We start from the raw sequence: 24,412 nt of genomic DNA, 5'->3' as shown, positions 1-24,412 counted from the left end.
CCATCAGTTGTCAGTTGTCAATTGTCAATTGTTAGTTTTGAATTGTTAAGTAGGTTGGCGTTAAAAGTTGTCGTTATGAAAAGGGAACAGGGAACAGGGAACAGGGAACAGGGAAGAGGGAACAGGGAAGAGGTTTTGGGAAACTTTACTTTTCGTTACTTATGTCGGTTTTTTTCCGTTCACCTACTTAGTTTTTAATTGTTAGTTTTTAATTGTTAGTTTTTAACTGTTACCATGACTTATATAAATGTTCGGGGTGTTGATCATTATTACGAGTGGATCAAAAAACCATCAAATATTATTAAACCAGTAATGGTTTTTATGCACGGTTGGGCGGGTTCAGGCAGATATTGGCAAAGTACCGCTGAAGCATTATTAGATAATTTTGATTGTTTACTTTATGATATGCGCGGGTTTGGGCGCTCTCATGTTCAACCTGATTTAAGTTATGAATTAACAGAATATGCAGAAGATCTAGCGGTGTTATTAAATCAGTTAAATCTGGAGCGCGTTTATATTAATGCTCATTCTATGGGTGCTTCCATAGCGACTTTATTTCTCAACCGCTATCCGCAAAAAGTAGAAAAAGCAATTTTAACCTGTAGCGGTATTTTTGAATATGATGAAAAGGCTTTTGCAGCTTTTTATAAATTTGGAGGATTAGTAGTTAAATTCCGTCCCAAGTGGTTAGGAAAAATCCCCTTAGCCGATAGAATGTTTATGGCTAGATTTCTCCATAGTCCTATTCCTAAATCTGAACGTCAGGCTTTTTTAGAAGATTTTATTAATGCTGATTATCAAGCAGCTTTGGGAACAATTTTCACTTCTGTGAGTAAAGAACAAGCGGAATTTATGCCCCAAGAATTTGCTAAATTAACTGTACCAACTTTGTTAGTAGCGGGGGAATATGATATTATTATTCCCGCTGAGTTGGGTAAAAAAGCAGCGGCTTTAAATGATCAGGTTGAATTAGCAATTATTCCTAATACTGCACATTTTCCCATGTTAGAAGATGCAGAAACTTATTTAGCAAGGGTGAGAGATTTTTTAAATATTTCTTAAATAAATGAACCACGGTTTCTGTTTCGCGCAAAGGAGGAAGGTAATCAGAGTGTGGTTTAAATAGATGAAAATTAGATGAAAATTGCTGAATGTGGGTTAAATATTCACAGAAAACATAAAAACCACAATCCTGTACATCCTTGAATCCCGGACATCCCGATTCTGACTATAGGACTCCTATTTGATTTCTGAACAAGACTAAGAGAGAATACGGTAAGGTATATAAGTATTACAAGGAACAATGATAAGTCAGCATTCACAAACTGGCACACAGACAGTAAAAGTATCGCAGGAAGAGGCGATGTTTGCGGTGGGCGTAGCCATCGTCGAACTACAAGATTTTATAGATATGCGTCTAGATATGCGTCGTGGTTTATGAGTCAAAACAAACTTACTATAACTTAGCGGAATAATCAAAACCCCTTCAGGTAAAATGAGGTGGTTTATATTGAAATTTTGAATTAACTTAAATGTCTGTAGTTTCTTGCATTACTGTCAAAGTCCCCGCCACGACTGCGAATTTGGGACCCGGTTTTGATTGCATTGGTGCTGCTTTAAAGCTTTACAATGAATTTGAATTTACTACTCTCGATGTAGAAGGCTTAATGATTCAAGTCTCTGGCATAGAAGCGGAAAAGGTAGAAACTGATGAGAGTAATCTTTTGTATCAGGCTTTTATTAAGCTATATCAGCATATAGAACAAACAGCACCATCAGTAAAAATAAGGATTAAGTTGGGTGTGCCTTTATCTAGGGGTTTGGGTAGTTCCGCGACGGCTATTGTCGGTGGGTTGGTTGCAGCTAACGAATTGGCTGGTAGGCCTTTGTCTGAATTGGAGGTGATGAAATTAGCGATCGCTATGGAAGGACATCCTGATAATGTAGTACCAGCACTATTGGGTGGTTGTCGTCTGGCTGCTACTAGTAACACTAGTAACAATTGTTGGGAAATTGGCGATATTCCCTGGCATCGAGATATACTACCAGTAGTAGCAATTCCTGATTTTGAGTTATCAACCTCAGAAGCAAGGAAAGTTCTACCCGCAGAAATCAGTCGTCATGATGCGATTTTCAATATTTCTCATTTCGGTTTATTGTTACGCGGTTTAGCAACTAATCGGGAAGAATGGTTAAAAGCCGCATTACAAGATAAATTACATCAACCTTATCGTCAAGCTTTAATTCCTGGTTATGATGCTGTTAATACCGCTGCTATAAATGCTGGTGCTTATGGTATGGTAATTAGTGGTGCTGGTCCTACACTTTTGGCTTTGGTAGATACAAGCAAGGCAAAATTAGTAGAGATAGCTATGAAGGATGCTTGGTTGCAAAAGGGAATCACTTCAACGGTGCAAATACTTGACCTAGATACGCAAGGATCAACCACATTATAAAGTTGAGATTTTGTATTTTCCATTGGCAATGGATGATGAAAAACCAATTACCAATTACCAATTACCAATTGAGGATCATAACATAATATGGAAAAGATTCAGTCAGAAATAGTAGAACTAAAATCTCAAATCCAGGCACTCCAGCAGGAACGGGCTATATTAACTAATAATCATGTAGAATTGGGCGAAAATGATTCACATTTAGCCATTGTTGAAGCTTATCGTCGTCAAGCTAGGGAAAATGCCCAATTATCTGCTGAACTTAAAGGCATAGATGATGCAATATCTTTCCTAGAAAAGCAAATAGAACAAAGGAAAGTTTATCTAAATAGGAATTTACCTATTTCTATCCGCATATCCCAACAAGAAGCACAGCTAGAAGAAGCCAAAAAAATTGCTCAAATTCATGCAGAACGAGTTAACGAACTAGCAGGGGAACTGGCCAAGGAAATTAAACTCCTCAAAACCTGCGCTGACGAACTTAGTCCTATGTATTGGCAAGTTTACTACAAACCTTTCATCACGGGCTTTAAGACCATTTCTGTCCCCTATGTTAGATCAGATTGTCAAGTGTGGACAATTGTCAACCGTATTGTTTAAGCATCCTAAACAACTTTGTGAAAGTTTAAATTTATCCTTAACCGGGGCATTATAACTAAAGACAGCGACTAATAGCGCTGTTTTTTTTGTTGACATTACAAAAATTTACATTTAGAATGGATTGACATCAGACTTCAGTAGGTATTTATTACTAAAATAGTCCACAAAACTGGAGATCTTCACAAGAAATCATTTACAAAAGTAAAAATTTCTTAATATAATGTAAACAAAAGCAAAACCAAAAATATATTGTCAACAGTTATGAATACAATAGAACTCCCTTGGTTATCAGCCATAATTTTCCTGCCCTTAGTGGCAGTCCTGGCAATTCCGATCATTCCCGATAAAGAAGGTAAAACAGTACGCTGGTACGGCTTGGGGGTGGCACTATTCGATTTTTCATTAATTATCTGCGCTCTTTGGCAAGGTTATGACTTCCAAAGTTCAGCCCTACAACTAACAGAAAGCTATTCCTGGATACCCCAAATTGGCTTTAATTGGTCTTTGGGGGTTGATGGTTTATCAATGCCCCTGATACTATTAACAGGCTTAATTAACACACTCGCAGTATTCGCGGCTTGGAAAGTAACCAATAAGCCGCGTTTATTTTATGCGTTGATGTTGGTAATGTATAGCGCCCAATTGGGTGTATTCCTTGCCCAGGATTTGTTAATGTTCTTTTTGATGTGGGAAATTGAGTTAGTACCCGTTTATTTGTTAATTTCCATTTGGGGAGGAGCAAACCGCCGTTACGCAGCCACTAAATTTATTATCTATACTGCTGCTGCATCCATATTTATACTAGTATCTGGTTTCGCCATGGCTTTCTATGGTGATAATTTGACCTTCAACATGACAGAATTGGGAATGAAAGAATATCCCAAAGCTTTAGAACTGGCACTATATACAGGTTTCTTGATTGCGTACGGTGTCAAATTACCTATTTTCCCCTTCCATACATGGTTGCCTGATGCTCATGGTGAAGCATCCGCTCCTGGTTCAATGATCTTAGCGGGTGTATTGTTAAAGATGGGTGGTTATGCCCTAATTCGTTTTAATGTGGAGATGTTGGCTGATGCTCATATCACCTTTGCTCCTGTTTTAGTAGTTTTAGGTGTAGTTAATATTGTTTATGGTGCTTGTTGTGCTTTTGCACAAACCAACCTCAAACGCCGTTTGGCTTACTCTTCAATTGCCCACATGGGGTTTGTGTTAATTGGGATTGCATCTTATACAGAAATCGGTATTAATGGTGCTGTATTACAGATGGTTTCTCACGGTTTAATTGCTGCTAGTTTATTCTTTTTATCCGGTGTCACTTACGAACGTACTCACACCTTAATGATGGATAAAATGGGTGGTATGGCTAAAGTAATGCCAATAACTTTTGCTCTTTTTACCATGGGTGTAATGGCTTCTCTAGCGTTACCTGGTATGAGTGGCTTCGTCGGTGAATTGATGGTATTCTTGGGTTTTGCTACTAGTGATGTTTACAGTTCCAGCTTCAAAATTGTCATCATCTTTCTCTCAGCAGTTGGTGTGATTTTAACACCCATTTATTTACTTTCTATGCTGCGTCAAGTGTTCTATGGTGACAAGAATGAAGAATTGCATTTAGATGCTATAGTTCTTGATATTAAACCTCGTGAGTTGTTTATTACTGCTTGTTTGTTAATTCCTATCATCAGCATTGGTTTTTATCCTAAGATGATCACACAAGCTTATGATGTGAAAACAGTGGAAGTTGCGGCTCATGCTCGTCAAGTTTTACCAGTTGTCGCTCGTCAACAACCTGCAAATTTGTATTCACAAATTTTCACCACACCAACATTAGCTAGTTCCAAAATAGGGAATATAGTTGAATAATTATCAAGTCCAAAATGGCACTGTAGTAGATCTTAAACTTAAATATGAGGGGAAGGGTGCAAATAAGAAAGATCCTTGATTTTTTGAAGAAGTCAAGGATCTTTCGCCTAAGTTATCTCCCAGGGGAACATAAGCGATATTTGCGGTTTTTAGGGCTGTTTTTAAAGCTGATTGATTGAACTGAGGAAATCGGCGACTATAGGGACTAGAACGCACGTCAGCTAAGGCTGTTACTTGATGTTGATGTAACAGTTCAATAAATGTTTCAATTGTGTGATTGGAGTGTCCAATAGTGAATATTTTCATAATTATTTGTTATCCAGAAATAATACTTATAATAATTTTTACAAGTTTTAATAAATTTTCTGGAACTTGATAGCATTTGTGGTCTTGAGTTATTTACTGATTAATTTTCGACTGCCATCTGATTGTAGCATAAATTATGTTTTTTGAAAACTCTATTTTAAAAATTACGGCATCAGTCTGAATAACCCCAACTTTTTGCAAAAGTCGGGGTTATGTTTTAGGAATTACTTGTGTAAACCTTAATTCCATGGAGTAATAGACCTAAACCCCATCCTAACATGGGATAAATTGCCCAAAAATATCCGGGACTAACTACTAAATTTAATAACACTAAAAAACCATTAATTGCCATAAAAGCAAATAGGTGTGATTTAAATTCTTTTCGTTGTTGACTATGAGACATTTGTTCTTTTTTCACTTTTACGTCATTTTTTAACCATTCTTGTTCCGCTGCTTGCAAAGATTCTGAAGAAACACCTAATTCTGAGGCTATTTCTATTATTTGATCTCTTGTATATTCTCCTTGTTGCTTACGTTTAAAAGCGACTTCGAGAATTTGCTGCATTTCTTCTGAATTGTAAGTCATTATCTCCACCTAAAATGGTCAAAAAATACTTGTGAGAGTTTTTTTTGCAACGGTAGCTACACAATGATTTAAAATATTTATCTGTTGTTATAGACTGTTGAAAAACATATTTTATATCTAAAAAAATGATTTATATAGTATTTAAAAACACAAATATAGATGAAAGTAAAAATATCAAATGAATAATCAGTGATGAAAGTGACATAATTTGATAAAATCTAAAAAAATATAGGTCTAGTTTACTCAACCAAAATGACCAATGACTAATCATCAATCTACCAAACGCTTACCTAATCAACGCTGGCAAATTGCAGCATTAAATCCAGAATTAGCCGAAAAACTGGCAAATTTAACGAATATTTCCCCCATTATCGGCCAATTATTAATTAATCGGGGCATGGAAACTCCAGAAGATGCAAAGATATTTTTAGAACCCGAATCTCTGATTTTACCTTCTCCTCTGGCGGAATTTCCCGATTTAGCTGCTAGTGTGGAATTATTAGAAATAGCGATCGCCAATAATGATAAAATAGCTATTTGTGGTGACTATGATGCAGATGGTATGACTAGCACTGCATTACTATTAAGAAGTCTTAGGGCTTTGGGTGCTGATATTGATTATGCTATTCCTAGTCGAATGCACGATGGTTATGGGATTAATAACCGTATTGTCCAAGAATTTTATGATGAAGGTGTCAAACTAATTCTAACTGTAGATAATGGAATTTCTGCTGTTGAACCTATTACCAAAGCCAGAGAATTAGGTTTAAAAGTTATTATCACAGATCATCATGATATTCCAGAAAAATTACCTCCAGCTAATGCAATTCTCAACCCAAAACTAATAGCTGAATCTTCTCCCTATCGGGGTGTGGCTGGTGTGGGTGTGGCTTATATTTTAGCAGTTTGTTTAGCACAACAGTTAGGGGAAATTAAAGGTTTAGTTCAACCACTTTTAGCTTTATTTACTTTGGGAACTATTGCTGATTTAGCCCCTTTAACTGGTGTAAATCGTCGCTGGGTAAAACGGGGTTTAAAGTTATTACCAAAATCTAATTTACCAGGGATACAAGCATTAATTCAAGTTGCAGGAGTGCAAGCTAGTGAAGGAGAAAAAAACCAAAATTCAAAATCTTTAAAACCGGAAGATATTGGTTTTCGATTAGGACCGCGAATTAATGCTATAGGTAGAATTGGTGATCCACAAGTTGTCATTGATCTATTGACAACTGATGATTTTAGTATCGCATTAGCTAAAGCTATTCAGTGTGAACAAACTAATACTCAACGTCAGCAAATGTGTGAAGAAATTGAACAAGAAGCTATTTCTATGGTTGAGGATTTATATATAAACTCTTTACAAAAAGACCGCGTATTAGTTATGATCAAAGATAATTGGCATCATGGTGTTATTGGTATTGTGGCTTCTCGTTTACTAGAACGTTATGGTGTTCCTGTGTTTATTGGTACTTATGAAAATCACAGCATAATTCGCGGTTCAGCGCGGGGAATTCCTGAATTTCACGTATTTGCAGCTTTAGATAGTTGTCGGGATTTATTAAATAAATTTGGAGGACACAAAGCTGCGGGAGGATTTTCTTTACCAGCGGAAAATTTACCAGAATTTCGACTGCGGTTGTCGGAATTTGCAAATAGATATTTAGAAATTCAACACCTCAAACCTCTTTTAAAAATTGATTCTCAAATTAATCTTCACGAAATTAATCAGGATATTTTTCAACAATTGAATATTCTCCATCCCTGTGGTATTGATAATTCAGACCCTATATTTTGGACTCCTAATGTCCAAGTCATTGAACAAAAAATCGTTGGTAAGGGTCATATTAAATTAACTGTAGTTCAAAATATTGACAATAGCTTCGTGAAAATTAAAGGAATAGCATGGCGCTGGGGTGATTATTTTCCTTTACCATCAAGATTAGATATTGCTTACAAGTTGCGGGAAAATAACTTTAATGGTAAAGTTAATATTGAAATTGAGTTAATTGGTGCAAAACTCCCAAATCATATTCTCAAACTTTTCACTAATTCATCAAATTTATCAACGGTAAGTTTTGAATATCAACAGCGTCAATATACTTGTGGAATTTATGACAATGGCATGGGTAAAGAATTAAGGGTGAAAAATTCTGAAGGTAAGGTTTTAGTGATGCGGCCAGATGATAAATTTGGTCTGTTGGGTTTCAACCGCGAAAATGCGGCACAGGTAAACTTATCTCAACCTATATATGAGGGAATTATTGAAAATGCAATGCGGGCTTTATCAACCTGTGCTATGAGTTAAAGATTAAAAACTGTTTGAAGCGGGGATTTAACCCCGGTTATTATCAATGGGTAATGGTGATGAGATAAACTGTTACCTATTACCCATTAACTAATTTACAGGTTGCCGTTGCGAAATGCTAGGACAAAGATGACTATAGGACCTGAAATCACAATTAGTCCCACGCAAGTTAACTGTAAGACAACTTCCCAATTGATGTTAGCTAAAATGTCCATTTTTTCCTCCCAATGATTTAATGGTTTAAAAAGATTTAATAATTTCATAGCCAAACCCGTAATTTATCATATCTTTTTAGGGGATCTAAAATTTAATTTAGTTCACAAAATTATAGAAAAAGTCATAAAAAAGTAAAATAGCAGGAATAGCAAAAGGTTAAAAATATGGCTACTTGGCAATGTATATCTCAGTGTGGGGCTTGCTGTAACTTAACACCAGCGGATCGTCCAGATTTAGAAGAGTATCTTTCACCACCGGATTTAGAACTTTATCTCAGTATGGTAGGGGAAGGGGGATGGTGTGTAAATTATGATCATGGTACAAGGGAGTGTAAAATTTATCCTCACCGTCCTCGGTTTTGTCGTGTAGAAGCGGAAACCTTTGCGGAAATGTATGGTATTGAAGCAGAGGATGTAAATGATTTTGCGATTGATTGCTGTCGTCAGCAGATTGAAGGGGTTTATGGCGATCGCAGTTTGGAAAGTATCCGCTTTGATCAAGCCGTTGGTTTTTAATTCAGTTGATCCAGCCAGCCCTATGTAGTAACAAAGAATTTATTGACTGTTGATTTTATCCAACTACAAATTAGTTTATTCATTTAAATGATATTTGAAAAGTTTTCAGTAGTGTAAGTAACCTAAGTGTATTTCAAAATCAAATATTAGTCCCCTAGTTGGATATTTGTCAATTGCTATTTTAGTTATCAGATCAGTTAATGTTTTAACTTTTACTCTTTTTCCCTGTGCTTTGTTCACCGTTATCAACATCAAAGAAAATATAAGAAGAATTTAACATTATTTGCGAATAGAAAGACTAAAATCAGAACGGACAGACTAGCCATACAATTAGGGAGGCTTTAAAACAATGTCCGATTTAAATCGCGGAATCATGAAATTTGAAGGTGCAGATTCGCCTAAACTGATTACAATCTCCACCGTGGTACTTTTAGGATCAATTCTCGCCCTGATTCTTTGGGCGCTTAGTTCTGCTTATGCAATAGCGTAGATTCTTTGCATAACATTTAGTAGACAAGAGGGCAAAAATTCCATTTGCTCTCTTGTTTCCTATATCATATAAATTAAATATTCATTTTTGTTAACAACAAACTTGGAGTATGTCATCAAATTTGAAAATAATGATTAATTTTTGGGGTGTCTTAATTATTTTAATTTTTTGTCCTCTATTAGGGGCAATACCGCTAATTTCCTGGATTAGTTATGCTCTTAGTGGTAAGTTATTAAGAAATGTGGGTACAGGTAATATTAGTGTTTCAGCGGCTTTTATTCATGGTGGTAAATTAGCGGGAATTTTGTCCGTAGTCTCAGAAGCACTCAAGGGAATTACTGTTGTCACAATTGCCCACTATTTTTTTCCTTCACAATCAGTCTGGGAAATTATGGCTTTAATCGGCTTAGTTATGGGTAGATATGCCACAACTAAAGGTGCGGGAATCACAAACGTCTCCTGGGGATTACTGATACATGATCCATGGATAGTTTCCCTTGTTACCATAATTGCCGCTATGGGCTTTTTGATCACTCGTTCTCAAGAAACAATTAAATTCGGTGTATTAGTCATATTCCCCTTACTTGTTGGTATTATACATTCTCAGGATTTACCGAGAATTGTGGCTTCTTTTTTCTTATCAGCGTTAATTTATTGGATTTATAGCCAAATTCCCGATGATCTGAATCTCTTAGTTGGGGAAGTATCTCCACAATCACCTGAGATTGATGATAGAATTATTACCTTAGAGGAAGAATTAGATAGTGAAGTCGTGGGAGCAAAATCCGCCACATTGTCACAAATTAAACGTTGGGGTTATTCAGTTCCTAAAGGTTGGGTATTAGCCCCTGCTGATGATCCTACCCAGTTAATTGAATTTCTCCAGCCCTCTCCACTTTCACCCTTCGTAGTCCGTTCTTCCGCTATTGGTGAAGACTCACAACAGGCATCTGCCGCAGGACAGTATGAAACTATATTGAATGTTACTAGCAAAGAAGAACTTCGACAAGCTATAGCCAAAGTTAAAGCTTCTTATAATCACCCCAGTGCCGTCGAATATCGTCGTCACCGCAGTGCGAAAGAGGCGGCCATGGGGGTACTCATTCAACAACAAGTTCAAAGCGTATTCTCTGGCGTGGCCTTCAGTCGAGATCCTATTTCTCAACAAGGTGAAGCCGTAGTTATCGAAGCTGTATCCGGTAGTCCTACTCAAATTGTATCAGGAAAAGTCACACCGGAACAATATCAAGTAGTAATTGCGGGTGATGACAAGTTATCTTGTCTGCAATTTGACGGAACCGGTAAAATACCCCAAGCATTAATTAAACAAGTTGCATATTTAGCCCGTCGTTTAGAAAGACGTTATTTAGGTATTCCCCAAGATATAGAATGGAGTTATGATGGTCAAAATCTGTGGGTATTACAGTCAAGACCTATCACCACACTCTTACCAATTTGGACTAGGAAAATTGCCGCAGAAGTGATTCCTGGAGTCATTCATCCTTTAACCTGGTCTATTAATTCTCCTTTAACCTGTGGTGTGTGGGGAGAAATTTTTACTATCGTTTTAGGTGAACGCGCTCAAGGCTTAGACTTTGCCAAAACCGCCACGCTACACTACTCTAGAGCTTATTTTAATGCCTCCTTATTGGGAGAAATCTTTTTGTCCATGGGATTACCGCCAGAAAGTCTGGACTTTTTAACTAGAGGTGCAAGCATGAGTAAACCCCCTCTAGATTCGACTTTGGCTAATTTACCTGGACTGACAAGGTTGCTGAAACGAGAAATTGACTTAGAAAAAGACTTTAAATGGGATTATCGTCAAGTTTTTATTCCGGCATTAACAGAATTATCCAACGTTGTCATTACTGAATTGTCACTAGATCAGTTATTAACTAGATTAGACTTAATCCTTGATTTACTCCGCCAAGGTACTTACTACAGTATTTTAGCCCCTTTGAGTGCAGCTATCCGTCAATCCCTTTTCGGTATCAAAGCCGAAAAAATTGATAACAGTGTCACCCCAGAGGTAGCATCATTAAGAGCTATGAGTTTACTAGCTGCCGATGCTAAACAAATCTTAGATGATGATCATATTGACTACAATTGTGAACCAGAAAAAATATTTGAGCAATTAGCAACAACGACCGCTGGAGAAAGGATTTTATTTGAATTTGACGAATTAATTCAGGATTATGGTTATTTGAGCGAAGTAGGTACAGATATTTCCGTTCCCACTTGGCGAGAAAATCCCCAACCAGTTAGACAATTGTTTGTGCAGTTAATTAAAGCCGACCAAATCCCAGATTTAGATGATTCCCGTTCCCAACAACAAAATTTAGTCCAAAGACGAGTTGATCTTAAAGGTAGGGTAACAGAAGTTTATTCCCGCTTGTTGGCTGAATTACGCTGGACATTTTTGGCCTTGGAAGAGATTTGGCTTCAGTCTAGGGTGCTATTACAGCCAGGAGATATCTTCTTTTTGGAGTTAGATGAAATTCGCCACTTAGTAATTCATCCAGATGTAGCGGTTAAAAATCATCTGTTAGAATTAATAGTACAAAGGCGATCGCAATTTCTCCAAGATAGTCAAATTCTCCAAATTCCTCCCGTTGTTTACGGTTATAACCCGCCTCAACCTATCACTCCTGTCATTAATCCCGCTGATAATATTTTGTTGGGTATTCCTGCAAGTCTTGGACAAATTCAAGGCCGGGTAAAAATATTACGAACTTTACAAGCAGTCCATGATATTGATAAAAACACGATCCTTGTTGTTCCTTATACAGATTCCGGTTGGGTCCCTGTTCTAGTTCAAGCTGGGGGGTTAATTGCTGAAGCAGGTGGTAAACTTTCCCACGGGGCAATTATCGCCCGGGAATACGGTATTCCTGCTGTTATGGACGTACAGAACGCTACATATTTACTCCAGGATGGTCAAGAAGTCCGCATTGATGGATATAAAGGCACTGTGGAAATACTGTAGAAGAAGGAAGAATCATGTAGAACTTGAAAAAGCACTTGATTTTTGATGGTAAGTTGAAAAACCTGATACCTTTCTTAATTGTACCAGTATTGCTCAAAATTTTCGGTGTGTGGAGATTTCTATTCCTGTTAAGATAATCCCTATTAGGGGATTGAAACTAATCAATCCTCAGCATTGACAAAATCTCTATTGAAGATTGAAAACATAATGTTGAACATCACAAACGCCAAGTTGAGTTTTTCCAGGAATAATTCTCTTGGTGAAAATGAACCAATGAGAGAAATTGCTTACAGTATGGACTTATTGATTCCTGGATTATACTTATGGCTACCAGGAATACATATTCGCATTGGTGGTGCTGTTCCTAATGATGAACCTTACAGATATCCAGGTAAGATTCACAGCAGAATAGGTATTGCTTTAGTATTGCCAGGGTACAAGATTCTTTCATCTTACCAGGGAACTTATGACTCATTGGGAAAGGAGTTGAGAAAAGGATAGGTTAGTAAGACAAAAGATATTTAAATTAATTGGACTACGTCCAATATGGGTTATTGCTTTACAAGTTGTGAAAAGGGTAGGGTAGTAAGACAAAAGATATTCATAATTTACCAGACTACCTATGACCCTCAACAAGCATCAAATACAGGGACTACCAAAGTTAAAATGTCAAACTTTAAGCGCAACTCAATTTGAAAAATTAATGATTGATGCTGGTTACTCGACATCAGGAACTGCGCCAGCCCAAGGTAATAGGATTAAGGTGTGGTGGATTCATGGGCAATACCCAAGAGTAGAATCTATTTATAGCCCTGACAAGAAAACAGTTATCACAGCTTATCATGTATAAGTTGCATACTTGAATTGGTATGCGTAACGGCACGCTGCGCGTTAGTAGAGCTTTCCCTTTAGCGATATCTTATTTCCGGACTTCTCCATAGGTCCTACTTTCTTCTAAATTCCTAAATCTCTTTTTCAAGTTTAATTCTATAATTCATATAATTAATTATCTATGTGATATTTTATATCAATACGGTAAACCTTAATTCCTCGTTTCTCTTACCTATTTTCTCTGATGGAAATCATAGATTTTAATAGATATATTAGACTCTTATCGCAGACTTTAGACTCATAGATAAGTTTTTACTTATGTATCCAATTAAATATTTGTTTAATAATTCGAGTTGAGAAATGATCACTTTGATCACAAACACTGTAAACTAGTTTTTACTAGCCAGGTGATACTTAATCACCCCAGGCTCAGAACTTAAACCACGTTTATTACTAAGTATATGAACTAGTCCTTTTTATGATCAGGGAGGTCTATTTTTAATACCTAGATATAACTGGAAATTCCCATTATAAAGCAAAGAAATGATTTATTTTCTTTGTCTATATTTTCATCGTTAGAAAAATAAATTTTGATGTAAGGAGATATAATGACAGAATTTTTTAACCGAGTTTCTCGGCGTAAATTTATTGTCACTGCTGGAATTTCAGCCAGTGCAGTATTACTCAAAGGCTGTTTAGGAAATCCACCAGAAACAGGTAATACTGGTAGAAAATCCTCCATTGAACCAGTAGCTAATATTAAACCAGAACAAAAACCAGAAACTACAAAAGCCAAACTGGGATATATTCCAATTGTTGAATCTGCACCATTAATTATTGCCCAAGAAAAAGGCTTTTTTGCTAAATATGGGATGACAGAAGTAGAACTTTCTAAACAAGCTTCTTGGGGTTCAGCCAGGGATAACCTGGAAATTGGTTCTCAAGGGGGTGGTATTGATGGTGGTCAATGGCAAATGCCCATGCCACACTTAATTACAGAAGGTTTAATTACCAAAGGGAATAAACCTATACCCATGTATGTTTTAGCTCAGTTAGTTACACATGGTAACGGAATTGCGATCGCTAACAAACATCTAGGGAAAGGAATTAGCCTAAAATTGGATACTGCTAAACCCCTATTATCCCAACTCAAATCAGCCAACACACCCTTTACAGCTGCCTTTACCTTCCCTCATGTTAACCAAGACCTATGGCTTCGTTACTGGTTAGCAGCAAGTGGAATTGACCCAGAGACAGATGTTAAATTATTAACAGTACCTGCGGCACAAACCGTCGCCAACATGAAAACCGGGACAATGGATGCTTTTAGCACCGGTGATCCTTGGCCATTCCGCTTAGTGAATGACAAAATCGGCTTTATGGCCGCATTAACTGCCGAAATTTGGAAAAATCACCCCGAAGAATATTTTGCCATGAGAGGTGATTGGGTAGATCAAAATCCCAAAGCCACAAAAGCCTTATTAAAAGGAATCATGGAAGCGCAGCAATGGCTAGATAAATTTGAAAATCGCCAAGAAGCGGCGGAAATTCTCGCGGTGAAAAAATATTTTGGTTTATCTTCACCAGCAGTTTTAGCTAATCCCTACCAAGGTAAATATGACATGGGGGATGGTCGAAAAATTGATGATAAATCAATGGCTGCTTATTATTGGAAGGACGAAAAAGGTAGTGTTTCCTATCCTTACCAGAGTCATGATTTATGGTTTATAACAGAAAATGTGCGTTGGGGATTTTTACCCAAAGATTACATTACTAATGGTGCAGCCAAAGCCAAAGAATTAATCAAAAAAGTCAACCGGGAAGATATTTGGCAGGAAGCAGCCAAAGAATTAGGAATAGCTGCGACCGATATTCCCAGTAGTAAATCTCGTGGAGTAGAAACATTTTTTGATGGGATTAAATTTGATCCTGAAAAACCCGAAGAATATCTCAAGAGTTTGAAAATCAAAAAAGCTGGTATTTAGTCATTAGTCATTAATCATTAGTAAATTCGAGGAAAAATTCATGACCATAGCTCAAAAACGTCCCACAACTCCTAAATTTGATAATAGCTTTTTATCAGGATTGCAAAAGCAACTTCCCGAACTTATGCCTCCTGCTATTGCATTAGCTATCTTTTTAGTTATTTGGCAAATATTTTCTTGGACACCAGGGGCAACATTACCAGGACCAATTCAAGTTATTCAAGATACTTGGATTTTGATTTTGTATCCATTTTATGATAAAGGCGGAACAGACAAAGGGCTGTTTTGGCAAATCTTTGCTAGTTTGCAACGGGTGGCTATTAGCTATACATTAGCAGCAATTGTTGGTATTGGCATAGGAGTTTTAATTGGTGTAAATAAAACCATATCTAAAGCATTAGATCCGATCTTTCAGTTATTAAGAACAGTACCGCCCTTAGCTTGGGTACCTATTTCCTTAGCAGCTTTAAGACAGAACGAACCAGCGGCATTATTCGTAATTTTCATCACCGCAATTTGGCCGATTTTAATCAACACTGCGGTAGGTGTCACTCAAATTCCCCAAGATTATAATAACGTTGCTAAAGTTCTGCAACTTTCCAAAAAAGAGTATTTCTTGAATATCTTAATTCCTTCAGCATTGCCATACATTTTCACAGGTTTAAGAATTGCCATTGGTTTAGCTTGGTTAGCAATTATTGCGGCTGAAATCGTTATGTCTGGTATTGTCGGAATTGGCTTTTTTATCTGGGATGCTTATCAAAATAACAACGTGAGTGAGGTCATTTTAGCACTAGTTTATATCGGTGTTGTTGGCTTAATCCTAGATAAACTCATGGCTTGGTTACAGAACAAAATTTTACCAGAACAGAAATAGTCATTAGTTATTGGTCGTTAGTAAATAAATAACCAATTACCCATTACCCATTACCCATTACCCATTACCAATCATTAAAACTATGTCAGTATTTGTTGCCGTTGATCAAATTAATAAAGTCTTTGAATTAACTGGTGGTGGTCAATATATCGCCCTTAAAGGTATTGATTTGCAAATTAAAAAAGGCGAATTTATTTCCTTAATTGGTCACTCCGGTTGTGGTAAATCAACGCTTTTAAATATGATAGCTGGGTTAGATCTACCGACAGAAGGTTTAGTAACCTTAGAAGGACAAAGGATTAAAAAACCAGGTCCTGATAGAATGGTAGTATTTCAAAATTATTCCCTTTTACCTTGGCGCACAGTCAGAGAAAATATTGCTTTAGCAGTAGATTCAGTATTACATGGAATGCCAGCAGCAGAACGTAAAGCCATTATCGAAAAACATATAGATATGGTAGGTTTGCGTCCCCATGCTGACAAACAACCAGGAATGTTATCAGGGGGACAAAAACAACGGGTAGCTATAGCCCGCGCTTTGGCAATTCGGCCTAAACTATTATTATTAGATGAACCCTTTGGTGCATTAGACGCATTAACTCGCGGTAATTTGCAAGAACAATTAATGCAAATTTGTGAAGAAAATCAAGTTACCGCAGTTATGGTGACCCATGATGTAGATGAAGCCGTTTTGTTATCTGATAGAATTGTCATGTTAACTAATGGACCCGAATCGAAAATTGGGGATATTTTAGAAGTTGATATTCCCCGACCTCGTAAACGAATGGAAGTTGTAGAACATCCTAGTTACTACAGTTTGCGAAGTGAAATGATTTACTTCCTTAACCAACAAAAACGTGTTAAGAAAATCCGCGCCAGAAAAACCGCAGCAGTTGTCCGTCATGGCTTGGAAAAAGTTAATTTAGAAATTGGTTTTTTACCCCTTACCGCTTGCGCCCCCCTGGCTATAGCCAAAGAAAAAGGCTTCTTTATTAAACACGGTTTAGACGAAGTTAATTTAGTCAGAGAAAGCAGTTGGCGGGGAATTGTGGATGGGATGACTGGTGGTTATTTAGATGCAGCCCAAATGCCTTCAGGAATGCCAATGTGGTTATCTTTAGGCGGGCATAAAAATGAACCTTTGCCAGTTGTTACCTCTTTAACAATGACTCGCAATGGTAACGCCATTACCTTAGCAAAAAGATTTTATGATGCTGGAGTCCGCAGTTTATCAGATTTTAAAAACTACCTGCTAAAAACCCGTGACCAACAACATAGAATGGGTGTAGTTCATCCCGCGTCAATGCACAATTTACTTCTCCGTTATTGGTTAGCAGCAGGAGGAATTGATCCCGACATTGATGTAGATATGAAAAATATTCCTCCTGCCCAAATGGTAGTAGATTTAAAAGGTGCAACCATTGACGGTTATTGTGTAGGTGAACCTTGGAATTATCGGGCTGCGGTGGAAGGTTCAGGCTTTACCATTGCTACAGATTTAGAAGTTTGGTTAGGACATCCTGGTAAAGTTTTAGGAGTAAGAGAAGACTGGGCAGAAACTTATCCTAATACCCATATTGCCTTAACCAAAGCCTTATTAGAAGCCTGCCAATATTGTGCAAATCCTGATAACGCCCAAGAAGTGCGGCAAATTTTAGCAAGTCGGGAATATGTCAGCACAGACATTGATTATATCCAAATTGAAGATCCAAATAACGCTACCTGTGACTTAGATCATCCCATGCGAGAATATGCCCATCATCAATTTTATTCCGAATCTGCTATTAATCGCCCTAGTCGCACCGAACAAATTTGGATTATGACTCAATTAGCGCGGTGGGGTGATACTCCCTTCCCTAGAAATTGGGTAGAAATAGTTGAAAGGGTGTGTCGAGTGCGTGTTTTTAGTACAGCAGCCAGAGAACTAGGTTTAGATATTAGTTATACCCGTCAACCCATTCAATTATTTGATCGTAAACCCTTTAACGCTGATGATCCCATTAGCTATCTTAACGACCTAGAAATTAAACGGGATTTCTCCATAGCTGAAGTTATTTTAGAATCCCCCAGAAAAACCGCAGCTTAAATCAAAATCTTGTGGGGTGGACATCCTGTCTGCCCAAAAATCCAGGAAAATCAAAATCTTGTGGGGTGGACATCCTGTCTGCCCAAAAATCCAGGAAAATCAAAATCTTGTGGGGTGGACATCCTGTCTGCCCAAAAATCCAAAGGACGGGCAAGATGCCCATCCCACAAAACTAACAAAATCATCGGCAAGATGCCCATCCCACAAAACTAACAAAATCATCGCAAGATGCCCATCCCACAAAACTAACAAAATCATCGGCAAGATGCCCATCCCACAAAACTAACAAAATCATCGGCAAGATGCCCATCCCACAAAACTAACAAAATCATCGGCAAGATGCCCATCCCACAAAACTAACAAAATCATTTTTTCTCGTTCCCATATTCTGTATGGGAATGAATTACAGAAGGCTCTGCCTTCGATTACACTTCAATTATACCAGAGGCAGAGCCTCTTGATAGCATTCCCAGCCTGAGACTGGGAACGAGATAATAAAATCTCTTTTTTACTTGGCACGAAACCTTCTACCAATTACTAAACAATGCAAAACCTCAAAACCACTAACAAAATTAACCGTCAACCCTTCCTAGAAATTAAAGAAGTTTGTAAAATTTATCCCACTAAAAAAGGACCATTTACCGTTCTTGATGGTGTTAATCTCAACGTCGAAAAAGGTGAATTTATTTGCGTTATTGGCCATTCTGGCTGCGGTAAATCAACGTTATTAAACATGGTTTCTGGTTTTAACTTTCCTACCACTGGACAAGTTTTATTAGAAGGAAACCCAATTACTAAACCAGGTCCAGATAGAATGGTGGTATTTCAAAACTATGCTTTATTACCTTGGAGAACAGCTTTTGAAAATATTTATTTAGCTGTAAATGCAGTTTATCCTACTAAGCCAGAAGCAGAAAAAAGGGCTATTGTCAGAGAACATTTAGCTATGGTGGGTTTAGGGGACGCAATGGAAAAGAAACCCATGCAAATGTCTGGAGGTATGAGACAAAGGGTATCTATTGCCAGGGCTTTAGCTATTCGTCCCAAGGTGCTAATTTTAGATGAACCTTTTGGGGCGTTAGATGCAATTACCAAGGAAGAATTACAAGAGGAATTGTTGAAAATTTGGGGTGATAATCGTTGTACAGTTTTGATGATTACCCATGATATTGATGAGGCTTTATTTTTGGCGGATAAGTTAGTCATGATGACCAATGGACCCCATGCAAAAATTGGGGAAGTGATGGAAATTCCTTTTTCTCGTCCTAGAGATAGAGCCAGAATTATGGAAGATCCGCAATATTATCAATTGCGAAATTATGCCTTAGATTTCTTGTTTAACCGTTTCGCCCATGATGATGTCGGTTAGTCACGTGGTCATGTAGGTTGGTTAGAGAAAACCCAACCTACGGAAATAAAGTATATAGGGTGCGTTAACATCGCTAAAAAATGATAAAATGGGGCTATTAAATTAAATACGCGACATAACGCACCACGTTTATGAGAAATAATCCCATAGATTCAGGGGCGTTTTTATTGCAACCTGATGAATTGTGATTAAAGGAAATTACTAATGAGTACCCGCGCCCTATTGTTAGTAAATCGTCATTCTCGTCAAGGACAAGAACGGTACCAAGAAGTAATAAATTGTTTAAATCGCCTGGGTTTAACAATAATTGCAGAATCTACTCAAGATGCTACACAATTAGGTAAATTTATTCGCCACTATCAAAAGGAAATAGATTTAGTAATTATCGGTGGTGGTGATGGTACACTTAATGCTGCTATAGAAGCAATAATTGAGACTCAATTACCTTTGGGAATTTTACCTTTAGGAACTGCTAACGATTTAGCGAGAACTTTGGCTATTCCCAATTCTCTACCGGAAGCTTGTAAAATTATCGCAGCGGGAAAGTTACGACGAATTGATTTAGGTTGGGTGAATAATAAGTATTTCTTTAATGTTGCTAGTTTGGGGTTAAGTGTCAATATTACTCAACAATTGACTAAAGAAATTAAACGCCGTTGGGGTATATTTGCCTATGCTGTTATCGCGTTGCAAGTAATTTGGAAATCTCGCCCTTTTAGTGCAGAAATTCGCATCAATGACCAATCATTTTTAGTGAAAACTGTACAAATTGCTGTGGGTAATGGCCGTTATTATGGTGGTGGTATGGCTATAGTTCATGATGCTGCTATAGATGACCAAAGACTGGATCTTTATAGTTTGGAAATTGATCATTGGTGGCAAATTCTCCCCCTACTTCCAGCCATGCGTCGAGGGCGACATATTCAATGGCCAAATGTCCGCGCCCTTTATGGTCAGGAAATTACAGTATATACCCGCAAGCCTCATTCTATTAATACTGACGGAGAAATCACAACCTATACTCCCGCTGTTTTTCGGGTGATTCCTCAAGCGATCGCTATTTTCGTTCCTGATGTATAATCTTGAGGGGGCGACAAGCAAGATAAAACCAAGATAGACAAAGGGTGTGAGGTGATAGACCCTCTGGAAAAATATAGATACAAAGATGCGAGAGGGGGGAGTAAGAGAACCACCAATCCGTTATGCAGACGACATGGTAATAATACTCCGACCCCAAGACGATAGGACCGAAATACTTGATAAAATCAGTCAGATCTCTAATTTATTGTTAAAATAGGGATTTTTTAATCATTAACTAACTCATCCCGCCATTTTTCACGTTTTTCTCTTTCCTCACGCACTTCCTCCTCCCTTTCCCTTTCTCTTAGTAATAGCCAAGTTTCATGAGTTAGGGGTTTTTGTCGTTCTAAATGGTTAATAAACTGGATAATTGACAAATCGGCTTTGATAGGAGTTTTTATATAAAACTGCATAGTCTGTAAAATTCTATCATTGGTTTTGAGTAAGCGATCGCTAATTCTTTTCCCCACCCGTAATATAAATTTATTAATCAACTTTCCTAAAATACCTTTACGTTTTTTGCACATTAATAATGTTTGTCCTTCAGTTTTTCCCCCTGGTAATACCCGAGTCGTAAATAGTATATGTAGATGGGTAAACTCATTACCAAAGGAAACTATACTAGTTGTCCCATACCAATAACAAACACTGTAACTAACAGAATTATTAAAAAACTTACGGTAGAGATTGAACCAAAATGACTTACTATTAATATTGGTAATTGCGCTAAAAACAATCGCATTTTGATTGAGTTCTTGTTTTTCCAAAACCATCTTTAATGGTAATTGATTAACTATATTAATTTGTTGAGTATCAATAGCCTGAAGCAGTAGCACATTGGGATGACAATTAATACTAAATTGAGAACCAAGAGAAAAATCAAATTCTTGATTTTCCCAATCTAAAACAAAAGGTAAGGGTTGTTGAGGAGTTTCTCCAGTCCATACCCAAATCATCCCATATTGTTCTGCTGCTGGCCAAGTTTTAGCCTTGACAGGTAGGGGTTCATCTAAATAAGGAATATCAACACAAATACCTTCTCCATCAAATTTCCACCGATGTAAAACACAGCGTAATTCATTACCCTCAATTTTACCTTCAGCTAAACTCGTACCCATGTGAGGACAGTAAGTATCTAAAATAATCGCACGTCTGTCTTTACCACGATATACTACTAAATCTTTCCCCAAAATTGTCACGGCTTTGACATCACCTACCTGCAAAGATTGAGAAGGTAATACCCAATACCAACCTTCCACAAAACTAGCTGATTGATTGAAAATTTTAGGTTTACGAACCGAGTTAAAATTATCTATATTGGTGTTCATGTTTAGGGTTTCACTTGCAGTGAAGCGGTTAATCTATACCTATCATGAACAACTTGGAAAAACAGTTATTTTTAGTACCTTAATTACTATGATTTGTGTGATTAATTTGATTTAGATTATTAAGTAGGGCTTGCTGATTTAAGTGGATGAATTAATCACCGAACCTTTAGGTTCGGTGAGTGTCAATTTACCTGACATTCTGATTTTTAGAAGTGTAGTAAACCTTACTACCTGTATCAGGAACAAAATGACAACCAATAGCAGAATTCCATAAAGACTTCCAAATTGGTTCTTTTGATTCGTGAAAATACTCACCCATAATTGGTTTAATTGCTTTAGTAGCTTTCAACAAATTGTAGTGAGGCATATTTAAGAAAATATGATGAGCTACATGAGTACCGATATCATGATGAATGTGGTTAAAAATACCATAATCCCTATCAACACTAGAAATTGCCCCTTTCAGGAAAGTCCATTCTTCCCCACGATACCAAGGAATTCCCGGTTCAGTATGGTGTAAAAAAGTCACCAAATCCAGCCAAATGATAAAGACAATGTAAGGTCCAGCGTAGTATTTCAACAACCAAATCCAACCATATTGATAGGTCAGAAAACCTAGTAAAGCTACCATACTAATCCAAAGCGTGGTACTAGTGATTATGTCCCACTTCTCTGAGGGTTTAAACAGTGGACTACTGGGAGAAAAGTGAGAACCTTCTTTACCGGGAGAACGCTTAAACAGATACACTGGATAAACCAATAAGAACACATAAAAACGCCCTATTTTTTGCAATAAAGGCATCTCATTGTACTCTGATTCAGAGACAGGATACCAGCTTTCATCATTTTCCAAGCTGCCTGTATTTTTGTGGTGAGTTCTGTGGCTAATTCTCCAACCATGATAAGGAACGAGAATGGGAGTATGGGAGAGATGACCAACCAAATCATTCAACCATTTATGCTTAGAAAAAGATTGGTGTCCGCAGTCATGTCCAACTACAAATAAAGCCCAAAACATAGTTCCTTGCATTAACCAGAAAACCGGCCAAAAATACCAAGAATCTAGATAATTAGCCACTGCATATAGCAGCCCAATAATTAGAACATCACGAAAGAAATAATAGAGTGATTTAGTCACATTAGGCTGAAAACATTCAGCGGGAATAGCAGCTTTTAAATCTTGAAGAGTAAAGGGTAATTTTTCTTGACCTTCAAAAGATTCGGGACTAGGTTTTTGATTGAACTGGATTGTATCTAATTGCACTAGGTTAGTTGATTGATTGTAAATTAGAAATTAATCCAGAGGTTATATTTAGTTACCTCTGGAAGTTAGACTTGGGAATATTGGCTGAAAAAATTGGTGATGAAACGAGAAGTAATTAATTCATACGTCAGAGTTCATACCCAACATTAATATTTTATGATCTTTCTGCACGATATTCATCAAAAGTGACATAACCAATATCAGTTTTATATAGTTGACATTGATTAGTGATTTCCTTCATCAAATCCCAGGAGAACTTATATTCTTCATGGAGATAAGGTCTCCAATTTTCCTTGATACTGCTGTAAGCCAACCGTAAATTATAGGAAGGGATAGCAGTAGAAATATGATGGGGAACATGAACATTAATATCGTGGCAAAGAATTTCTACCCACTGAGGATAATCACAATGAATTGTGCCAAATAGCTGTGCTAAGGCCTCATTCCATTTGTCAGCAGTGCTAAAAGGAACATCTGGAAGGGTGTGGTGAACAATAGTAAAGGTACTCATCCAAAAATGGTAAACCATCCAGGGAATAAACCAGAATTTAATAAATCCCCAAACACCAGTTGTAATAATTAAAGTTGGGAAAACAACAGCCGCAAATAAAGCTACCACAGCCACAGAAAGTTTAACACTAGCTTGGTCTTTTTTCTGGAAATTGCGCCAATCAAAATGGACAACAGCCCAATGTCCAATAGAACCTACCCACCAAAGACGTTGACGCAGGAACAACTCAAAAGCGGACTGTCTATTTTTAGACCAATTTGTAAAAATTTCCGTTCTAATGGGATGCCAAGCGTTATCTTCATCTAGCTTGTTAGTATGTTTATGGTGATGATTATGTTTAATCCGCCAACTGTGAAAGGGGTAAATGAGGAACATCATGAAGAAATGTCCGACTAAATCATTTACCCAGCGACGTTTCGCAAAGGAACGATGACCACAATCATGACCAATCACAAAAAAACCTGTTAAGGCCGTTCCTGTAAAAATCCAAGCTAGGGGTAAAAGAAACCAGGGGGAAATGGCTAAAAAATAATAGCCTAGTGCAGCCATAGATAAGCTGATAATTACAGTTGTCCACGCTTTGCGACTATTTTTCTGAAAACATTCCTTGGGGAGACTTTTGATAATATGTTTGAGTTTGATTTGGTCTTTACCAAGGTCTGTGGAGACCGCTATTTCCTGACTTTTAATGATTGATGTAGTCATGAATACCTGAAAAACAACAGAATGCCACACAAGATTACTAAGAAAAGTAA

The 24,412-nt window shown here is 37.3% G+C and carries 21 protein-coding genes and 1 pseudogene; 16 read left to right on the top strand and 6 right to left on the bottom strand.

From position 1 onward, the window contains the following. The first annotated feature begins 234 nt into the window (after positions 1–234). The 5 genes from H6G25_RS15755 (at position 235) to H6G25_RS15735 (ending at position 4,922) form a co-directional block, all read left to right on the top strand. Positions 235–1,062, top strand: a complete 828-nt coding sequence (locus tag H6G25_RS15755; RefSeq protein WP_190393301.1) for an alpha/beta hydrolase — start codon at positions 235–237, stop codon at positions 1,060–1,062. 241 nt (positions 1,063–1,303) lie between these two features. Beyond that, positions 1,304–1,441 carry a hypothetical protein gene (locus H6G25_RS15750; RefSeq protein ID WP_190393300.1) on the top strand — a complete coding sequence of 46 codons (138 nt, stop codon included), beginning with the start codon at positions 1,304–1,306 and terminating at the stop codon, positions 1,439–1,441. Positions 1,442–1,532: 91 nt separating this feature from the next. After that, positions 1,533–2,456, top strand: coding sequence for a homoserine kinase (gene thrB / locus H6G25_RS15745; protein WP_190393299.1), 924 nt, complete (start codon positions 1,533–1,535; stop codon positions 2,454–2,456). Positions 2,457–2,543: 87 nt separating this feature from the next. Beyond that, complete coding sequence (locus H6G25_RS15740; protein WP_190393298.1) at positions 2,544–3,056, top strand: hypothetical protein; 513 nt, start codon at positions 2,544–2,546, stop codon at positions 3,054–3,056. A gap of 261 nt (positions 3,057–3,317) precedes the next feature. After that, on the top strand, positions 3,318–4,922 hold the full coding sequence (locus H6G25_RS15735) for an NAD(P)H-quinone oxidoreductase subunit 4 (RefSeq protein ID WP_190393297.1): 1,605 nt from the start codon (positions 3,318–3,320) through the stop codon (positions 4,920–4,922). Between the two features lie 3 nt (positions 4,923–4,925). Here H6G25_RS15735 and H6G25_RS15730 read toward each other — a convergent pair whose 3' ends face one another. Next, the gene (locus tag H6G25_RS15730) at positions 4,926–5,228 is read right to left on the bottom strand and encodes a DUF488 domain-containing protein (RefSeq protein ID WP_190393296.1); all 303 of its coding nucleotides are present in this window, start codon (positions 5,226–5,228) and stop codon (positions 4,926–4,928) included. A 217-nt stretch (positions 5,229–5,445) separates the two neighbouring features. Further along, complete coding sequence (locus tag H6G25_RS15725) at positions 5,446–5,814, bottom strand: 2TM domain-containing protein (RefSeq protein ID WP_190393295.1); 369 nt, start codon at positions 5,812–5,814, stop codon at positions 5,446–5,448. Positions 5,815–6,073: 259 nt separating this feature from the next. Here H6G25_RS15725 and recJ point away from each other — a divergent pair, with 259 nt between their 5' ends. Further along, a complete protein-coding gene (gene recJ, locus H6G25_RS15720) occupies positions 6,074–8,119 on the top strand; it encodes a single-stranded-DNA-specific exonuclease RecJ (RefSeq protein ID WP_190393294.1) in 2,046 nt (681 codons plus the stop codon). Positions 8,120–8,214: 95 nt separating this feature from the next. On the opposite strand, the gene H6G25_RS15715 is transcribed toward recJ, so the two are convergent. Continuing rightward, positions 8,215–8,334, bottom strand: a complete 120-nt coding sequence (locus tag H6G25_RS15715; RefSeq protein ID WP_028084264.1) for a photosystem II reaction center protein Ycf12 — start codon at positions 8,332–8,334, stop codon at positions 8,215–8,217. 165 nt (positions 8,335–8,499) lie between these two features. Here H6G25_RS15715 and H6G25_RS15710 point away from each other — a divergent pair, with 165 nt between their 5' ends. The 10 genes and pseudogenes from H6G25_RS15710 to H6G25_RS21295 form a co-directional block, all read left to right on the top strand. Next, positions 8,500–8,850 (top strand): YkgJ family cysteine cluster protein, encoded by a 351-nt coding sequence (locus H6G25_RS15710; RefSeq protein ID WP_190393293.1) that lies wholly within the window; start codon positions 8,500–8,502, stop codon positions 8,848–8,850. 620 nt (positions 8,851–9,470) lie between these two features. Continuing rightward, on the top strand, positions 9,471–12,326 hold the full coding sequence (locus tag H6G25_RS15705; protein ID WP_190393292.1) for a glycerol-3-phosphate acyltransferase: 2,856 nt from the start codon (positions 9,471–9,473) through the stop codon (positions 12,324–12,326). A gap of 207 nt (positions 12,327–12,533) precedes the next feature. Continuing rightward, positions 12,534–12,827 (top strand): hypothetical protein, encoded by a 294-nt coding sequence (locus H6G25_RS15700; protein ID WP_190393291.1) that lies wholly within the window; start codon positions 12,534–12,536, stop codon positions 12,825–12,827. A 121-nt stretch (positions 12,828–12,948) separates the two neighbouring features. Next, positions 12,949–13,176 (top strand): hypothetical protein, encoded by a 228-nt coding sequence (locus tag H6G25_RS15695; RefSeq protein ID WP_190393290.1) that lies wholly within the window; start codon positions 12,949–12,951, stop codon positions 13,174–13,176. Between the two features lie 589 nt (positions 13,177–13,765). Further along, entirely contained in the window at positions 13,766–15,142 is a 1,377-nt protein-coding gene (locus H6G25_RS15690) for a CmpA/NrtA family ABC transporter substrate-binding protein (protein ID WP_190393289.1), read from the top strand. A gap of 40 nt (positions 15,143–15,182) precedes the next feature. Beyond that, positions 15,183–16,019 (top strand): nitrate ABC transporter permease, encoded by an 837-nt coding sequence (ntrB, locus tag H6G25_RS15685; protein ID WP_190393288.1) that lies wholly within the window; start codon positions 15,183–15,185, stop codon positions 16,017–16,019. A gap of 82 nt (positions 16,020–16,101) precedes the next feature. Next, positions 16,102–18,105, top strand: coding sequence for a nitrate ABC transporter ATP-binding protein (locus H6G25_RS15680; protein ID WP_190393287.1), 2,004 nt, complete (start codon positions 16,102–16,104; stop codon positions 18,103–18,105). Between the two features lie 544 nt (positions 18,106–18,649). Next, complete coding sequence (locus tag H6G25_RS15675; protein WP_190393286.1) at positions 18,650–19,474, top strand: nitrate ABC transporter ATP-binding protein; 825 nt, start codon at positions 18,650–18,652, stop codon at positions 19,472–19,474. Positions 19,475–19,678: 204 nt separating this feature from the next. Next, positions 19,679–20,554, top strand: coding sequence for a lipid kinase (locus tag H6G25_RS15670; protein ID WP_190393285.1), 876 nt, complete (start codon positions 19,679–19,681; stop codon positions 20,552–20,554). Between the two features lie 100 nt (positions 20,555–20,654). Beyond that, positions 20,655–20,747: pseudogene (locus H6G25_RS21295) on the top strand (HNH endonuclease); the annotation flags it as partial. Between the two features lie 31 nt (positions 20,748–20,778). Here the strand turns inward: H6G25_RS21295 and H6G25_RS15665 are convergent. From H6G25_RS15665 to H6G25_RS15655, 3 genes are all read right to left on the bottom strand, one after another. Then, on the bottom strand, positions 20,779–21,882 hold the full coding sequence (locus H6G25_RS15665) for an aromatic ring-hydroxylating dioxygenase subunit alpha (RefSeq protein WP_190393284.1): 1,104 nt from the start codon (positions 21,880–21,882) through the stop codon (positions 20,779–20,781). Positions 21,883–22,069: 187 nt separating this feature from the next. Further along, on the bottom strand, positions 22,070–23,146 hold the full coding sequence (locus H6G25_RS15660; RefSeq protein ID WP_190393283.1) for a fatty acid desaturase: 1,077 nt from the start codon (positions 23,144–23,146) through the stop codon (positions 22,070–22,072). A 154-nt stretch (positions 23,147–23,300) separates the two neighbouring features. Further along, entirely contained in the window at positions 23,301–24,362 is a 1,062-nt protein-coding gene (locus H6G25_RS15655) for a fatty acid desaturase (RefSeq protein WP_190393282.1), read from the bottom strand. Positions 24,363–24,412 lie beyond the last annotated feature (50 nt).

It is taken from the genome of Dolichospermum sp. FACHB-1091, assembly GCF_014697585.1.
Lineage (GTDB): Bacteria > Cyanobacteriota > Cyanobacteriia > Cyanobacteriales > Nostocaceae > Dolichospermum.
Note: the sequence above shows the minus strand (reverse complement) of the source record. Positions and strands in the feature narration are given on the sequence as shown.

Coding starts and splice junctions, on each gene's coding strand:
- H6G25_RS15755 (WP_190393301.1), top strand. CDS start 235: ATGACTTATATAAATGTTCGGGGTGTTGATCATTATTACGAGTGGATC.
- H6G25_RS15750 (WP_190393300.1), top strand. CDS start 1,304: ATGATAAGTCAGCATTCACAAACTGGCACACAGACAGTAAAAGTATCG.
- thrB (WP_190393299.1), top strand. CDS start 1,533: ATGTCTGTAGTTTCTTGCATTACTGTCAAAGTCCCCGCCACGACTGCG.
- H6G25_RS15740 (WP_190393298.1), top strand. CDS start 2,544: ATGGAAAAGATTCAGTCAGAAATAGTAGAACTAAAATCTCAAATCCAG.
- H6G25_RS15735 (WP_190393297.1), top strand. CDS start 3,318: ATGAATACAATAGAACTCCCTTGGTTATCAGCCATAATTTTCCTGCCC.
- H6G25_RS15730 (WP_190393296.1), bottom strand. CDS start 5,228: ATGAAAATATTCACTATTGGACACTCCAATCACACAATTGAAACATTT.
- H6G25_RS15725 (WP_190393295.1), bottom strand. CDS start 5,814: ATGACTTACAATTCAGAAGAAATGCAGCAAATTCTCGAAGTCGCTTTT.
- recJ (WP_190393294.1), top strand. CDS start 6,074: ATGACTAATCATCAATCTACCAAACGCTTACCTAATCAACGCTGGCAA.
- H6G25_RS15715 (WP_028084264.1), bottom strand. CDS start 8,334: ATGGACATTTTAGCTAACATCAATTGGGAAGTTGTCTTACAGTTAACT.
- H6G25_RS15710 (WP_190393293.1), top strand. CDS start 8,500: ATGGCTACTTGGCAATGTATATCTCAGTGTGGGGCTTGCTGTAACTTA.
- H6G25_RS15705 (WP_190393292.1), top strand. CDS start 9,471: ATGATTAATTTTTGGGGTGTCTTAATTATTTTAATTTTTTGTCCTCTA.
- H6G25_RS15700 (WP_190393291.1), top strand. CDS start 12,534: ATGTTGAACATCACAAACGCCAAGTTGAGTTTTTCCAGGAATAATTCT.
- H6G25_RS15695 (WP_190393290.1), top strand. CDS start 12,949: ATGACCCTCAACAAGCATCAAATACAGGGACTACCAAAGTTAAAATGT.
- H6G25_RS15690 (WP_190393289.1), top strand. CDS start 13,766: ATGACAGAATTTTTTAACCGAGTTTCTCGGCGTAAATTTATTGTCACT.
- ntrB (WP_190393288.1), top strand. CDS start 15,183: ATGACCATAGCTCAAAAACGTCCCACAACTCCTAAATTTGATAATAGC.
- H6G25_RS15680 (WP_190393287.1), top strand. CDS start 16,102: ATGTCAGTATTTGTTGCCGTTGATCAAATTAATAAAGTCTTTGAATTA.
- H6G25_RS15675 (WP_190393286.1), top strand. CDS start 18,650: ATGCAAAACCTCAAAACCACTAACAAAATTAACCGTCAACCCTTCCTA.
- H6G25_RS15670 (WP_190393285.1), top strand. CDS start 19,679: ATGAGTACCCGCGCCCTATTGTTAGTAAATCGTCATTCTCGTCAAGGA.
- H6G25_RS15665 (WP_190393284.1), bottom strand. CDS start 21,882: ATGAACACCAATATAGATAATTTTAACTCGGTTCGTAAACCTAAAATT.
- H6G25_RS15655 (WP_190393282.1), bottom strand. CDS start 24,362: ATGACTACATCAATCATTAAAAGTCAGGAAATAGCGGTCTCCACAGAC.